This is a genomic window from Ancylobacter gelatini, assembly GCF_022601675.1.
Taxonomy (GTDB): Bacteria; Pseudomonadota; Alphaproteobacteria; order Rhizobiales; family Xanthobacteraceae; genus Ancylobacter; species Ancylobacter gelatini.
The window spans coordinates 1-14,245 of sequence record NZ_JAKVIL010000013.1; the positions used below are offsets into that span (position 1 = coordinate 1).

Below are 14,245 nucleotides of genomic sequence, written 5' to 3' on the forward strand. Positions count from 1 at the left end.
AGTGCAAGGTCCCGCTGGTTCGCAAGAGGCTTCGTCGGCTGAATTTCAAGCTTACCAGGACGCGGAAGGCGATGATACGCCAGCGCGCTGGAAGCCAGGTCTTCCCGGATCGATGACATCGGACATCTCTCGGCCCCTCGCCGCGCGGCGGCGATGGGGTCCTGCACATCGTTAAAGGGGGAGGACGGCAGGGGCCGTCCGCAGAGCGGCGCCGCCCGTGCCGGGCGACGCCTGTGGCGGGACGATTGCCCTACTCGGCCGCGGCCGGCAGCGGAGCGCCGTGCGGGACGAACTCTTCCTCTTCCGACGGCAGTTCCATCGGCTGGCCGGAGAGGGCCGCGTCCAGCCGGTCGCGGTCGAGTTCGCCTTCCCAGCGCGCGACGACGATGGTCGCCGTCGCGTTCCCGATGAAGTTGGTCAGCGCGCGGCATTCCGACATGAAGCGGTCGATGCCGAGGATGAGCGCCATACCGGCGACCGGCACCGCCGGCACGACCGAGAGCGTCGCCGCCAGCGTGATGAAGCCGGCGCCGGTGATGCCCGCCGCGCCCTTGGAGGAGAGCATGGCGACCAGCAGCAGCACGATCTGGTCCTGGAGGCTGAGCTCGATGCCGGTGGCCTGCGCGATGAACAGCGCCGCCAGCGTCATGTAGATGTTGGTGCCGTCGAGATTGAACGAATAGCCGGTCGGGATGACGAGGCCGACCACCGACTTGCGGCAGCCCGCCTGCTCCATCTTCTCCATCAGGCTCGGCAGCGCGGCCTCCGAGGAGGAGGTGCCGAGCACCAGCAGCAGCTCTTCCTTGAGATAGCGGATGAGCGCGAGGATGGAGAAGCCGTTATAGCGCGCCACGGCGCCGAGCACGACGAACACGAACAGTGCGCTGGTGACGTAGAAGGTGCCGACCAGCATGGCGAGATGGGCGATCGAGCCGATGCCGTACTTGCCGATGGTGAACGCCATGGCGCCGAAGGCACCGATCGGCGCGGCCTTCATCAGGATCTCCACCAGGCGGAAGAAGATCTGCGAGGCCGAGTTCAGCACATGCATCAGCGGTTCGGCGCGGGGACCGACGCCGGCCATGGCGATGCCGAACAGCACCGCGAAGAACAGCACCTGCAGGATGTCGCCGGACGCGAAGGCGCTGACCGGCGTGGTGGGGATGATGTTGCTCAGGAAGCCGATCAGCGACTGCTCATGCGCCTTGGCGGCATAGTCGGCCACGGCCTTGGCGTCGAGCGAGGCGGGATCGATGTTCAGCCCGGCGCCGGGGCGCACCACATTGGCAATGACGAGGCCGATGATCAGCGCCAGCGTCGAGAAGGTGATGAAATAGAGCATCGCCTTGCCGGCGACGCGGCCGACCTTGCCGAGATCGCGCATATTGGCGATGCCGGTGGCGACGGTGAGGAAGATCACCGGGGCGATGATCATCTTCACCAGCTTGATGAAGGCGTCGCCGAGCGGCTTCATGTCGGCGCCGAGGCTCGGGTAGAAATGACCGAGCGCGATGCCCGCCGCGATGGCGAACAGCACCTGGAAATAAAGCTGCCGATAGAATTTACGCGGCGCGGCTTTCACCGGGGCCGGGGCGATGGCGTAGGCCATGGGCGTCCTCCTAGGGGATCCGTCGTCGCCTCGTTACGCGGGCGTTGTTCGGAGCCGGGGGCAAAAATCAGTTCACGGCATTGTCGCCGCGCCCCCTGTTCCGCAAGGCGCGTGCCAGATGAGAGTTGCGCAACCGCTCCGGCTCAAGTACCGGAAATAACGGGGATATTTTGAAGAAGAAAAATACCCCCTCGACAGATTGTGCGTAAAGTCGCACAAATTCGTCGATCGGCCGTGCGAAATCTCGCACAAGAGGAGCTGGCCCTTGCGACCTGTCAGACGCTTCGCCCGACTCGGCCGCGCCCTGCGCCGGCCTGGCCGCGCGCGCTGCGTGCTGGCCCTGCTGGCGGCTCTCGTGCTGCTGGTCCTGCTTGATCAGGTCGCGCGATACGGTGCCGAGCGCTGGGTGATGGTGCAACTGCGTGGCGATGCGCAGGCGGCGGCCGAGCTGCGCGCGGCGATGCTGCGCAGCGAGATCGAGAAGCAGCGGTCGCTGCCGGTGGTGCTGGCGCAGGATCCGGATGTGCGCGCGGCGCTCATGGATCGCGATCCGGCCACGCTGCGCGCGCTCGACGCGAAGTTCGAGGTGCTGGCCGCCGGCACGCGCGCGAGCGTGATCTATCTGCTCGACGCCCGGGGCATCACGCTGGCCGCGAGCAACTACCGCGAACCGACCTCCTTCGTCGGCAGCGACTATTCGTTCCGCCCGTATTTCCAGCACGCCATGGCGGAGGGCGAGGCCGAGCATTTCGCCTTCGGAACGGTCAGCCGCGAACCCGGCCTTTACCTGACACGACGGATCGACGGACCGGGCGGCCCGATCGGCGTCATTGTGGTGAAGGCGGTGTTCTCCGGCGTCGAGGCGGAATGGCGGCGGCTATCCGGGCCGATCTTCGTTACCGACCGGCGCGACATCGTGCTGGTGACCAGCGTGCCGGGCTGGCAGTTTCGCGCTTCCGCCATCATTCCCGAAGCCGAGCGCGACGCCATCCGTGCCAGCCTTCAATTCGGCAATGCGACGCTCGATCCGCTGCCGATCCGCGCCGAGGGCGGCGACCGGGTGCGGGTGGCGATGCCGGGGAGCGGCGCGACGCGGGTCTTTGTCGAGGCGGCCGCGCCGGTGCCCACGACCGGCTGGACGCTGCATGTCCTGGTGCCGATCCTGGCCAGCGCCAGCGTCCCCATCGCGGCGGCGCGCGTGCTGGCCGTGCTCGGCGGCGCCGTGCTGATCGCGGCGCTCGCGCTGGCCTGGTCGCGGCGGCGCCGGGCGGTGCAGAAGCGCCGGCGCGAGCAGCGGGCGCGGCGTGAGCTGGAACGCCGTGTCGACGAGCGCACGCGCGAACTGAGCACGGCGAATGATCGCCTGCGCGAGGAGATGGACCAGCGCCAGCACGCCCAGTCGGCGCTGCAGGGCCTTCAGGACGAACTCGTGCAGGCCAGCAAGCTCGCCGTGCTCGGCCAGATCGCGGCCAGCGTCGCGCATGAGGTCAACCAGCCGGTGGCGGCCATCCGCACCTTCGCCGAGAGCGGCGGAATGCTGCTGGCGCGCGGCGACGCGGCGGCCGCCGGCGGCAATCTCGCGACCATTGTCGGGCTGACCGAGCGCATCGGCGCCATCACCGGGGAATTGCGCGCCTTCGCCCGCAAGACGCCGGGCCATGTCGGGCCGGTGTCGCTGGGGGCCGCGGTCGACGGGGCGATGCTGCTGGTGGGTTATCGATTGCGCGAGCAGGACGTCGCCCTGGAACTCGACATGGGCGTGGGCGACATCCTCGTATCGGCGGAGCGCGTGCGGCTGGAGCAGGTGCTGGTCAACCTGCTGCAGAACGCGCTGGAAGCGCTGGCCGGCCGCCCCGGCGGGCGGATCCGCATCGAGGCGCGTGTGGACGCGGACACGGCCGTCATCACCCTGGCCGATAACGGCCCCGGCCTGCCGACGGCGGTGCTGGAGGCGCTGTTCATGCCCTTCACCACCACCAAGCCGGCGGGGCTCGGCCTCGGGCTGGTGATCTCGCACGACATCGTCGCCGAGTTCGGCGGCTCGCTCGCCGCCGCCAATCGCGACGGCGCGGTGTTCACCCTCATCCTGCCGCGAGTGCCCTGATGGATATCGCCTTCATCGATGATGACGAGACCCTGCGCGCCGCCAACACCCAGGCGCTGATGCTGGCGGGCTACGAGGTGGTACCTTACCCGTCCGCCACGGCCGCGCTCGCCGGGATCGATGCCACCTTCTCCGGCGTCGTGGTCAGCGATGTGCGCATGCCGGGCATGGACGGGCTGGAGCTGTTCCGGCGGCTGAGGCGCATGGATGCCGATCTGCCCGTCATCCTCATCACCGGTCATGGCGACATCACCATGGCGGTCGAGGCCATGCGGGAGGGTGCCTACGACTTCATCCCCAAGCCCTATGCGCTCGACCGGCTGCTCGGCGCGGTGCGTCACGCGCTGGAGAAGCGCCGGCTGGTTCTCGACAATCGCGCCTTGCGGCAGGCGGCGGAGGAGGCGAGCGTGGACATGCCGCTGCTCGGCGCCACCCCGGCCATGGAGCGGCTGCGCCAGACGCTGCGCCAGATCGCGGATGCCGATGTCGACGTGCTGGTGGAGGGCGAGACCGGCACCGGCAAGGAGGTGGTGGCGCATGCGCTGCACCGCTGGAGCCGGCGCGCCACCAGCCCGCTGGTCGCGGTCAATTGCGGCGCGCTGCCGGAGACCGTGATCGAGAGCGAATTGTTCGGCCATGAGCCCGGCTCCTTCACCGGCGCGGTGAAGAAGCGGATCGGCCGCATCGAGCACGCCCATGGCGGCACGCTGTTTCTCGACGAGATCGAGGCGATGTCGCCGGCGTTGCAGGTGAAGTTGCTTCGGGTGCTGGAAGCCCGCGAGATTACCCCGCTCGGCACCAACGAGGTGCGCAAGGTCGACATACGGGTGGTGGCGGCCTCCAAGATCGACCTGCATGAGCTGGTCCGTCGCGGCAGCTTCCGTGAGGATCTGTATTACCGCCTGCATGTCGCGACGGTGCGGATTCCGCCGCTGCGCGAGCGCAAGGCCGACATCCCCCTGCTGTTCGGGCATTTTCTCGGCCAGGCCGCCAAGCGCTTCCGCCGCCCGGCCCCGATGCTCACGGCGGGGGTGCGCGATCATCTGGCCCGGCATGACTGGCCCGGCAATGTGCGCGAGCTGATGCATTACGTCGAACGCGTCGCGCTCGGCCTCGCGGAGAACAGCCCGGCCGCCGCCGCGATCGACCGGGAGGCGATGGCGAGCCTGCCCGAGCGCATGGAGGCTTATGAAGCCGAACAGATCCGCGAGGCGCTTGCGGCGACCCGCGGCGACATTCAGGGCACGCTCAAGCTGCTCGGCATCCCGCGCAAGACGCTCTACGACAAGCTGCGCCGGCACGATATCGACCAGGCGGCCTATCGCTAGGCGCGCAATATCGCGCTGCCGCGGCTTGCCGATATACCCCCGGCAGTATATTGAAATACCCCGACGAGCATCCTTGGGCCCGATCGGCAGCCATGCCCCATTCGCCTGACGACAAGAAGCGCGCCCTGACGCGCCTGCGCCGTATCAAGGGGCAGGCGGAGGCGCTGGAGCGCGCGATCGAGGCCGGTGCCGAATGCACCCTGCTGCTCCAGCAGATCGCCGCGTTGCGCGGCGCCGCGGGCGGGCTGATGGCCGAGGTGCTCGACAGCCATCTGCGCGAGACCTTCGGTCCGGAGAGCGAAACGGCGCCGCGCGCCCCGCTCCCGAGCGAACTCGACGAGATCCGCGCCATCCTGCGCACCTATCTGAAATAGCCAGTTGAGCCTTAAGAGGAAAAACCCATGAAATCGCGCGCCGCCGTCGCCTGGGAAGCCAAGAAGCCGCTGACCATCGAGACCATCGAGATCGGGGGGCCCAAACCCGGCGAGGTGCTGGTCGAGATCATGGCGACCGGCGTGTGCCATACCGACGCCTATACGCTGGACGGCCTCGATTCCGAGGGCAAGTTCCCGGCGATCCTCGGCCATGAGGGTGCGGGCATCGTGCGCGAGGTCGGCGCCGGCGTGACCTCGCTCAAGGTGGGCGATCACGTCATCCCGCTCTACACGCCGGAATGCCGGCAGTGCAAAACCTGCCTGTCGCAGCGCTCCAACCTGTGCACCTCGATCCGCGCCACGCAGGGCCAGGGCCTGATGCCGGATCGCACCACGCGCTTCTCCTGCGAGCGCGTCGGCGGGCAGGGCGGCGAGATCTTCCACTATATGGGCTGCTCGACCTTCTCCAACTTCACCGTGCTGCCGGAGATCGCGCTCGCCAAGGTGCGCGAGGACGCCCCCTTCGACAAGATCTGCTACATCGGCTGCGGCGTCACCACCGGCATCGGCGCGGTGGTGTACACCGCCAAGGTCTGGCCCGGCGCCAATGTCGTGGTGTTCGGTCTCGGCGGCATCGGGCTCAACGTGATCCAGGGCGCGAAGATGGTCGGCGCCGACAAGATCATCGGCGTGGACATCAACCCCGCCAAGGTCGAGATGGCGAGGAAATTCGGCATGACCGACTTCATCAACCCCAAGGACGTCGGCAACGACAAGGTGGTTTCCGCCATTCAGGACCTGACCGATGGCGGCGCCGACTTCACCTTCGACTGCACCGGCAATGTCAATGTGATGCGCCAGGCGCTGGAAGCCTGCCATCGCGGCTGGGGTACCTCCATCGTCATCGGCGTGGCGCCGGCGGGGGCGGAAATTTCCACCCGCCCGTTCCAGCTCGTCACCGGACGCAACTGGCGGGGCTCGGCCTTCGGCGGCGCGCGCGGGCGCACCGACGTGCCGAAGATCGTCGACTGGTACATGGAGGGCAAGATCAACATTGACGACCTGATCACCCACACCATGCCGCTCGACGAGATCAACACCGCCTTCGACCTGATGCATGAAGGCAAGTCGATCCGCTCCGTGGTGATCTACTGAGGGCCGCGACGATGGAAACCGTCTCCAAGGCGAAGTCGCATGGCGGCGTGCAGGGCGTGTACCGGCACGAATCCGCCGTCACCGGCACCTCCATGACGTTCGCGGTGTTCGTTCCCCCGCAGGCGTCGAGCGGCCCCGTGCCGGTGCTGTGGTATCTGTCCGGGCTCACCTGCACCCATGCCAATGTGATGGAGAAGGGCGAGTATCGCGCCGCCGCCGCGCAGCACGGCGTCATCATCGTGACGCCGGACACCAGCCCGCGCGGCGAGCATGTGCCGGACGAGAAGGATAATTGGCAGTTCGGCTCCGGCGCCGGCTTCTACGTCGATGCGACGCAAGAGCCCTACGCCGCGCATTACCGGATGTATTCCTACATCGTCGAGGAACTCACCGCCCTCGTCGCCGCTGAATTTCCGGCGGATATGAGCCGGCAAGGCATTTTCGGCCATTCCATGGGCGGCCACGGTGCGCTGACCATCGCGCTCAAGCATCCCGATCGCTTCGCCAGCTGCTCGGCCTTCGCGCCGATCACCCAGCCGAGCACGGCCGACTGGTCACGCCCGGCGCTGGAGAAATATCTCGGCCAGGACGAGATCGCCTGGCGGTCCTACGACGCCGTGGCGCTGATTGAGGACGGCCGGCGCTTCCCGGAATTCCTCGTCGACCAAGGCACGGCGGATCCGTTCCTCGACACCGGCCTGCGTCCGCAGCTGCTGAAGGAGGCGTGCGCTGGCGCCGGCATCCCCCTCACGCTCAATCTGCGCGAGGGTTATGATCATTCCTACTTCTTCATCTCGACCTTCATGGCGGACCACATCGCCTGGCACGCGAAGCGGCTTCGGAAGTAGGGTTGCTGCCCCGGCCGCGGGTCCTGTGGCTGGGGCCGAAGCGCGCTCGGGTGCATCAGGAACCGGTCTTCGGCATGCGCGCCTCGCCCGTTTCCGGCCGAACCGGCGCGCATGTCACAAATGGGAGATAGACCTTCCCGCCCGAAGCACGCATTGTCGTCGGTCAGGTGTGTCCGTCGAGCGGGGGCGATGGGGTGTGGCCGACGACCGGCCGGAATGACGGCATGCCGGCATGGAAGAGTGCGATTGATCGAAATCCTGAACGAACTCACGCACGCCGGTCGATTTTGAGAGCGACTCGGCGCCTTTACGTTTCTGGTTTTTCGATGGTACCTGACGACGTGTACGACATTTCCTCTGAGACCGTCCGTCGCTGGCGCTGATCCACTGGGGTGGGGGAAGTTGTGAAGTTGAAGCTCATTCTGGGCGTTCTTGGCGCCGGGATTCCCGGGATTGCCCATGCCCGTGGTTTCCTCGATCCGGCCGGTCCGATCGCCTCGGCGCAGCTCACGCATTTCGGCGTGATCAGCGCCCTGATGCTGCTGGTCGTGGTGCCTATGTTCATCGCGTTGCCGATCGTGCTCCTGCGCTACCGGCGCGCGGGCAAGGGCACATATCGGCCGGACTGGGAGTTCAGCTGGGGGCTGGAGACGCTGATCTGGGGCGTTCCGGTGGCGCTCATCGTCATTCTCGGCTCGGCGCTGTGGAAGCACACCATCGAGAACGATCCGTACCGCCCGCTCGGCCCCGACCCGCTGGTGGTGGAAGTCGTCGCGCTCGACTGGAAATTCCTGTTCCTCTATCCCGAGCAGGGGGTGGCGACGCTCGATCTGCTCACCCTGCCCGAAGGCCGGCCGGTCACGCTCAAGCTGACCAGCGGCACGGTGATGCAGTCCTTCATCGTGCCCCGCCTTGCCGGGCAGATCTACGCCATGGCGGGCATGCAGACCCAGCTCAACCTGCTGGCCGACGAGACCGGCGAGTTCACCGGGCGCAACACCCAGTATAACGGCCTCGGCTTCGCCCAGCAGTCCTTCGTCACCCGCGTGGTGAGCCCGCAGGATTTCGACAGCTGGGTGGCGAGCACCAAGGCGCAGGGCCAGGGCATCGACTTCGCCGGCTATCAGGCGCTGCTCGAACCCTCCGTCATTGACCAGCCGGTGCTCTATGGCAGCGTGTCCCCCGGCCTGTTCGACCAGGTGATCGCCAGCTTCGCGCCGGACATGGTGGCCGGGCAGGGGCATGCCCACATGCCGGCCCCGCCGGCGACCGCGCCCGCCGCTCTGCCCGCCGCAGGCGCGTCCCCGACGCCCCATCATCATACGCCGGAGGCCGTGCAATGAACTGGGAGCTGATTTTCGGCCAGCTTCAATGGACCTCCTTCGTGTTTGCCGGCGCGATACTGGACCCCTCGCTGAGCGAATTCATCGCCTCCGGCGCCGGCTCGATCGCGGTCCTCGGCGCGGTTGCGGTGGTGATCCTGCTGACGGTCAAGCGCTGGTGGGTGCCGCTGTGGCGTGACTGGCTGACCAGCGTCGACCACAAGAAGGTCGGCATCATGTACATGGTGCTGGCACTGGTGATGTTCGCCCGCGCGGTCATCGAGGCGGCGCTGATGCGCGCGCAGCAGCTGGTCGCCTATGACAGCGCCGGATTCCTGTCCGCGGACCATTTCGGGCAGCTGTTCAGCACCCACGGCACCATCATGATCTTCTTCGTGGCGATGCCGTTCATCACCGGGCTGATGAACTACGTCATGCCGCTGCAGATCGGCGCGCGCGACGTCTCCTTCCCGCTGCTCAACGCCATCTCGCTGATGCTGACCGTCGCCGGCGCGATCCTGATCATGATTTCGCTGGTGGTCGGCCAGTTCTCCACCGGCGGCTGGACCGCCTACCCGCCCTTCACCGGTATCGAGTTCAGTCCGGGCGAGGGGGTGGATTACTGGATCTGGGCGGTGTCGCTCGGCTCGATCGGCTCGACGCTGACCGGCCTCAACTTCGCGGTGACGATCTACAAGAAGCGCTGCCCCGGCATGACCCTGTTCCGCATGCCGCTGTTCTGCTGGACGACGCTGTGCACCTCGATCCTCATGATCTTCGCCATGGCGCCGCTCACCGCCGTGACCGTGATGCTCGCGCTCGACCGCTACGCCGGCTTCCATTTCTTCACGAATGGCGACGGCGGCAACATGATGAACTACGCCAACCTGTTCTGGCTGTTCGGTCACCCGGAGGTCTACATCCTGATCCTGCCGGCCTTCGGCGTGTGGTCGGAAGTGGTCGCGACCTTCTCGGCCAAGCGGATCTACGGCTACACCTCGCTGGTCTACGCCACCATGTGCATCGCCGTGCTCTCCTTCGCGGTGTGGCTGCATCACTTCTTCACCATGGGCCAGAGCGCCAACGTGAACGCCATCTTCGGCATCGCGACCATGGTGATCGGCGTGCCGACGGGCGTGAAGGTCTATGACTGGCTGCTGACCATGGTGGGCGGGCGCATCCGCTTTTCCACCTCGATGCTGTTCCTGATCAACTTCCTGCTCACCTTCATTCTCGGTGGCCTGACCGGCGTGCTGCTCGCCAATCCCGGCGTGGACTTCCAGGTCCACAACACGCTGTTCCTGGTGGCGCACTTCCACAACATGATCATTCCCGGCGTGCTGTTCGGCATGTTCGCGGCGGTGCAGTTCTGGTTCCCGAAGGCCTTCGGCTTCCGGCTGCATGAGGGCCTGGGCCGGGCGTCGTTCTGGTGCTTCGCGCCCGGCTTCCTGCTCGCGTTCTTCCCGCTCTACTGGCTGGGCATGATGGGCGCGACCCGGCGGACCTATATGTGGTCGGACCCGGAATATCTGCCGTGGCTCGCGCTCGCCATGGCCGGAGCCGGGCTGATCCTTGCCGGCTTCGCCTTCATGGTGACGCAGATCGTGGTGTCGGTGCGCCAGCGGGACCGGCTGGCCTGTCCGCTGGGCGATCCCTGGGACGGGCGGGCGCTGGAATGGTCCATCCCCGCGCCCGCGCCGGAGTGGAATTTCGCGGTGCTGCCCGACGTCACCTCGCGCGATGCTTTCTACGAGGCAAAGCAGTCGGGGCAGGCCTATCGTTCGCCGGCGGCCTATGAGGATATCGAGGTGCCGCGCAACACCGCGACGGCGCCTCTGATCGGCCTCTTTGCCTGCGCCTGGGCCTTCGGTCTGGTCTGGCACATCTGGTGGCTCGTGGCGGTGTCCTTCGTGCTGATGTGGGCCGTGGTCATCGTGCGATCCTTCAACATGAACACGGTCGAGATCATCCCGGCGGCCCGGGTGAAGGCGCAGAACGAGGCGTTCCTGGCCGCCGCGCGGGCGGCACCGGGTGTGCCGCGCGAGCAGGAAATGACGTCGGACAACCGGGGCAAGGCGCTTCCCGAGGCGCTGACCGCGCGCGCCGGCGCCGTGCCTGCCGGCAGAGCCGTGGAGGTGCTGTCATGAGCGTGTCCGAACGCCTGCATCCGGGAGTCAATCTCGGCGCCACCGATCCCGAAAGCCATGAGGCGGCCGAGGAGGTCGTGTTCGGCTTCTGGATCTTCCTGATGAGCGATCTGGTGCTGTTCGCGGTGCTGTTCGCGACCTATGCCGCCATGAGCGTGCAGGGCATCGCCGGCGGCCCCGCTCCGGCGGAGGTGTTCGACCTGACCGCCGCCTTCGTGGAAACCCTGCTGCTGCTGCTGTCCAGCTTCGCCTTCGGCTTCGCGATGCTGGCGATGAAGTACCGCGAGAATGCGCGCAGCGTGCTGGCCTGGCTGCTGGCGACCGGCGTGCTCGGGGCGGCCTTCGTCGGCATGGAGTTGCACGACTATTATGTGATGATCACGGCCCATGGCGCGCCGCCGCAGGCGAGCGGGTTTCTTTCGGCCTATTACCTGCTGACCGGCACCCACGCGCTCCACGTCTCGTCCGGGCTGGTGTGGATGGTGATCATGGCCGTCCAGATCGCGGTTTTCGGCCTGAACACCGCGGTGAAGTTGCGGCTCATGCGGCTCGCCCTGTTCTGGCACATGCTGGATGTGGTCTGGATCGGCATCTTCACCTTCGTCTATCTGTTCGGGGTGGTGTCATGAACGACGAAACTCCCGCCGGCATGCCGGCCAGCGAATATGGAAGCGAATTCGGCGAGCGGCTCAGCTATCTCATCGGGCTGGTTCTTGCCCTGGTGCTGACGGGCGCGGCGTTTACGCTGGTCTGGATGAAGCTGCTGACGGGCGGCGCGGCGCTGGCGGTTCTCGGGCTGCTGGCCTTCATCCAGGTGCTCGTGCATCTGCGCTGCTTCCTGCACATCGATCTCGCCCGCTCGCATCGCGACGACCTGAAGCTGATCCTGTTCACCGCCCTCATCCTGTTGGTGATGGTGTCAGGCACGATCTGGATCCTCTACGACCAGCATCTGCGCATGATGCCGTAATAGATATAAGGGCGTGATGCGCTCATCACGCCCTGACGAAATAGAGGGGATTGTCGCAAGATCCCTTCCGCCGAAAATCACATTTGGGTTCGCTGATCTTACTGCCGTATCCTGTTTGGTATACGTGCTTATCCTCTAGGAAAGCTGCCGCGCGGTCTGGACGTTGCGTCGCCGCATCGCCTAAATTGCCGTCTGACGGAGAGATGGGACGGAAGGCAGGCCATTGGCGGGGACGACTGACAGGCCGGTGCCGGTGGCGTGGCCGGTCTTTCCACTCGAGGTGAGCTGGCGAAACCTTGCCGTCTCGGTGCGTCTTGCGCTCGCCGCGATCTGCGCGCTCGCCATCGCTTATTGGCTGGAGCTGCAGGAGCCGCAATGGGCGATCCTGACGGTCTATCTGCTCACACAATCCTCGGCCGGCGCCGCCTTCGCCAAGGGGGCGTTCCGCCTGCTCGGCACGGTCATCGCGGCGGCGTGCGGGCTGCTGATCGTCGAGCTGTTCTCGCAGAACCCGATCCTGCTGGTCGGCGCCGCCGTTCTCTGGATCTTCGCCTGCTATTACAGCGCGACGCGGATGAGCAATTTCGCCGCCTATGGCTTCATGCTGGCGGGGTATACCGGGCTGCTCGTCACCTTCCAGGGCGCGGCCGATCCCTCTGGCGCGTGGAGCGTGGCGGTGAACCGCGCGACGGAGATCGCCATCGGCATCGGCTGCGCCAGCCTGGCGAACGGCCTGGTCATGCCGGTCTATGCCGGCACGCAGTTGCGCGGCCTGCTGGCGAAGACCTATGGCGAGCTTGCCGCCCATGCCGCCCTCGCGCTGAAGGCGGGCACGCCCGTTGAGGCCTTCATGCGCCAGCGTCGCGACGTGCTGGCCAAGATCGTCAAGTTCGACGCGCTGCGCTCCTTCGCGGTGTTCGAGGCGCGGGAACTGCGACCGGACGCCGATGCCCTGCGCGAGGCGCTGCGGGAATCCCTGGCGACCGTGGCGGCCGCGCGCAGCCTCTACCTGCGGCTGGCTGATTTCCGTACCGGCGGGGCCGGGGGCGAGGCGGTGACCGCGCATCTGCTTCCCGCGATCGAGACGGCCATCGCGACGCTGGAGCGGGTATCCCGCGGCCCGGTGACACACGCCGGTCTTGCGTCCAGCCGCGCGGATCTTGCGCGGGCGCGGCGTCGGCTGGCGGCGAGCGGGAGGGACGTCGAGGCGCTCGCCGGCTCCGTGCCGCTGGCGCTTCTGGCCGATGTGACGCTCATCCTTCGGCGCAGCACCAAGATGCTGCGCGAACTCTCGCTGCTGGCGCTCGCCACCGGCGCGGTGGTCGATTCCGCGAGCGTCTCGCACCCGCGCGCCGGCCGCCGGGGCCATCCGGCGCATGGCGGGCGACGCGCCGGTCGGCGCGAGGCCCTGCTGCAGGGCACGCGCTCCGGGCTGGCCGTGCTCATCTTCTGCCTGTTCTGGTACGCGACCGAGTGGGATCAGGGCATTGCCGGCATCACGGGCCTGGCGCTGATGAGCTATCAGTGCGTGAACACCGACGATCCCGGCAAGATCGGCTGGCCGTATTTCCGCGCCGTCATCGCCGCATGTTTCTGCGCCTATTTCGTCATGGCCTATGTGTATCCATGGCTGGAAGGCTTCGGCATGCTAGCGACCTTCCTGCTGCTGGTGCTCGTGCCGCTGGGGCTGTTGATCGGCACGCCGCGCTTTGGCGCCTCGGCGGGCACGTTCACCATCTACTTCGTCGCCGCGGCGGCAACGGCCAATGTCTACGATCCCGATCCGCTGGATTTCGCCAATTTCTGCACCGGGCTGGTCTTCGGCATGTTCGTCTGCCTGATGGTGGCGCGGCTCATCCCGGTCACGGCCACCGCCACGCGCCGCCACGCCTATCAACGCGCCATCGGGGTTCTCCTGCCGGAAGCGGCTACCGGCCACCGGCCGGCGCGCCACATCGGCCGCGACATTGTCGATCTCCTGGCGTCCGTGCTGTCGCGGCTCAAGCTCACGGTGAACGGCGACGAGATTTTCCTGCGCGGCATGCTGGCGAGCGCGTCGAGCGCGCTGGAGCTTGGCCGGCTGCGACAGGCCGCCGCCGATCCCGCCATGCCGGAGGCTGCGCGCGCGGAACTCGATCAGGGCATTTCCCGCCTCGCGCGCGTGCTGGCGGGCCTGCCGGCCGTTCGGCAGGGCCGCGAGGCACAACTCCAGGAGGGCCGGGAAACGATCCGGCAGATGTGGCTCGGGCTGGAACGGCTGGCGCCCGCCCCAGGCTCGCCCGCCGCGCGGGCGGTGCTCGGCGCCGCGTCCAGCCTGCGCTTCCTCGCCGATCGCTTCGAACTCGACCAGGCCTTTCTCCAGCTCGCCCTAACGGATTGAGATCGCGC

11 protein-coding genes are annotated in these 14,245 nt (G+C 67.2%); 10 read left to right on the forward strand and 1 reads right to left on the reverse strand.

From position 1 onward, the window contains the following. Positions 1 to 250 precede the first annotated feature (250 nt). Positions 251 to 1,609 carry a dicarboxylate/amino acid:cation symporter gene (locus MKI84_RS18725; protein ID WP_241621784.1) on the reverse strand — a complete coding sequence of 453 codons (1,359 nt, stop codon included), beginning with the start codon at positions 1,607 to 1,609 and terminating at the stop codon, positions 251 to 253. Between the two features lie 265 nt (positions 1,610 to 1,874). Between MKI84_RS18725 and MKI84_RS18730 the strand changes: the two genes are divergently transcribed. The 10 genes from MKI84_RS18730 (at position 1,875) to MKI84_RS18775 (ending at position 14,237) form a co-directional block, all read left to right on the forward strand. Then, the gene (locus tag MKI84_RS18730) at positions 1,875 to 3,713 is read left to right on the forward strand and encodes a sensor histidine kinase (RefSeq protein ID WP_241621785.1); all 1,839 of its coding nucleotides are present in this window, start codon (positions 1,875 to 1,877) and stop codon (positions 3,711 to 3,713) included. Further along, positions 3,713 to 5,041, forward strand: a complete 1,329-nt coding sequence (locus MKI84_RS18735; RefSeq protein ID WP_241621786.1) for a sigma-54-dependent transcriptional regulator — start codon at positions 3,713 to 3,715, stop codon at positions 5,039 to 5,041. The genes MKI84_RS18730 and MKI84_RS18735 overlap by 1 nt, the downstream gene beginning before the upstream one ends. Positions 5,042 to 5,133: 92 nt before the next feature. Further along, positions 5,134 to 5,415: a metal/formaldehyde-sensitive transcriptional repressor gene (locus MKI84_RS18740; protein WP_241621787.1), complete on the forward strand. Its 282-nt coding sequence runs from the start codon at positions 5,134 to 5,136 to the stop codon at positions 5,413 to 5,415. A 27-nt stretch (positions 5,416 to 5,442) separates the two neighbouring features. After that, positions 5,443 to 6,570 carry an S-(hydroxymethyl)glutathione dehydrogenase/class III alcohol dehydrogenase gene (locus MKI84_RS18745; RefSeq protein ID WP_241621788.1) on the forward strand — a complete coding sequence of 376 codons (1,128 nt, stop codon included), beginning with the start codon at positions 5,443 to 5,445 and terminating at the stop codon, positions 6,568 to 6,570. An 11-nt stretch (positions 6,571 to 6,581) separates the two neighbouring features. After that, positions 6,582 to 7,418, forward strand: a complete 837-nt coding sequence (fghA, locus tag MKI84_RS18750) for an S-formylglutathione hydrolase (RefSeq protein ID WP_241621789.1) — start codon at positions 6,582 to 6,584, stop codon at positions 7,416 to 7,418. A gap of 410 nt (positions 7,419 to 7,828) precedes the next feature. Continuing rightward, the gene (locus MKI84_RS18755) at positions 7,829 to 8,761 is read left to right on the forward strand and encodes a COX aromatic rich motif-containing protein (protein WP_241621790.1); all 933 of its coding nucleotides are present in this window, start codon (positions 7,829 to 7,831) and stop codon (positions 8,759 to 8,761) included. Beyond that, on the forward strand, positions 8,758 to 10,887 hold the full coding sequence (locus tag MKI84_RS18760; protein ID WP_241621791.1) for a cbb3-type cytochrome c oxidase subunit I: 2,130 nt from the start codon (positions 8,758 to 8,760) through the stop codon (positions 10,885 to 10,887). The genes MKI84_RS18755 and MKI84_RS18760 overlap by 4 nt, the downstream gene beginning before the upstream one ends. After that, the gene (locus MKI84_RS18765) at positions 10,884 to 11,516 is read left to right on the forward strand and encodes a cytochrome c oxidase subunit 3 (protein WP_241621792.1); all 633 of its coding nucleotides are present in this window, start codon (positions 10,884 to 10,886) and stop codon (positions 11,514 to 11,516) included. The genes MKI84_RS18760 and MKI84_RS18765 overlap by 4 nt, the downstream gene beginning before the upstream one ends. Further along, positions 11,513 to 11,857 carry a cytochrome o ubiquinol oxidase subunit IV gene (gene cyoD / locus MKI84_RS18770; protein ID WP_241621793.1) on the forward strand — a complete coding sequence of 115 codons (345 nt, stop codon included), beginning with the start codon at positions 11,513 to 11,515 and terminating at the stop codon, positions 11,855 to 11,857. Before MKI84_RS18765 ends, cyoD begins: the two co-directional genes overlap by 4 nt. A gap of 223 nt (positions 11,858 to 12,080) precedes the next feature. Beyond that, complete coding sequence (locus MKI84_RS18775; protein ID WP_241621794.1) at positions 12,081 to 14,237, forward strand: FUSC family protein; 2,157 nt, start codon at positions 12,081 to 12,083, stop codon at positions 14,235 to 14,237. The last annotated feature ends 8 nt before the right edge of the window (positions 14,238 to 14,245 follow it).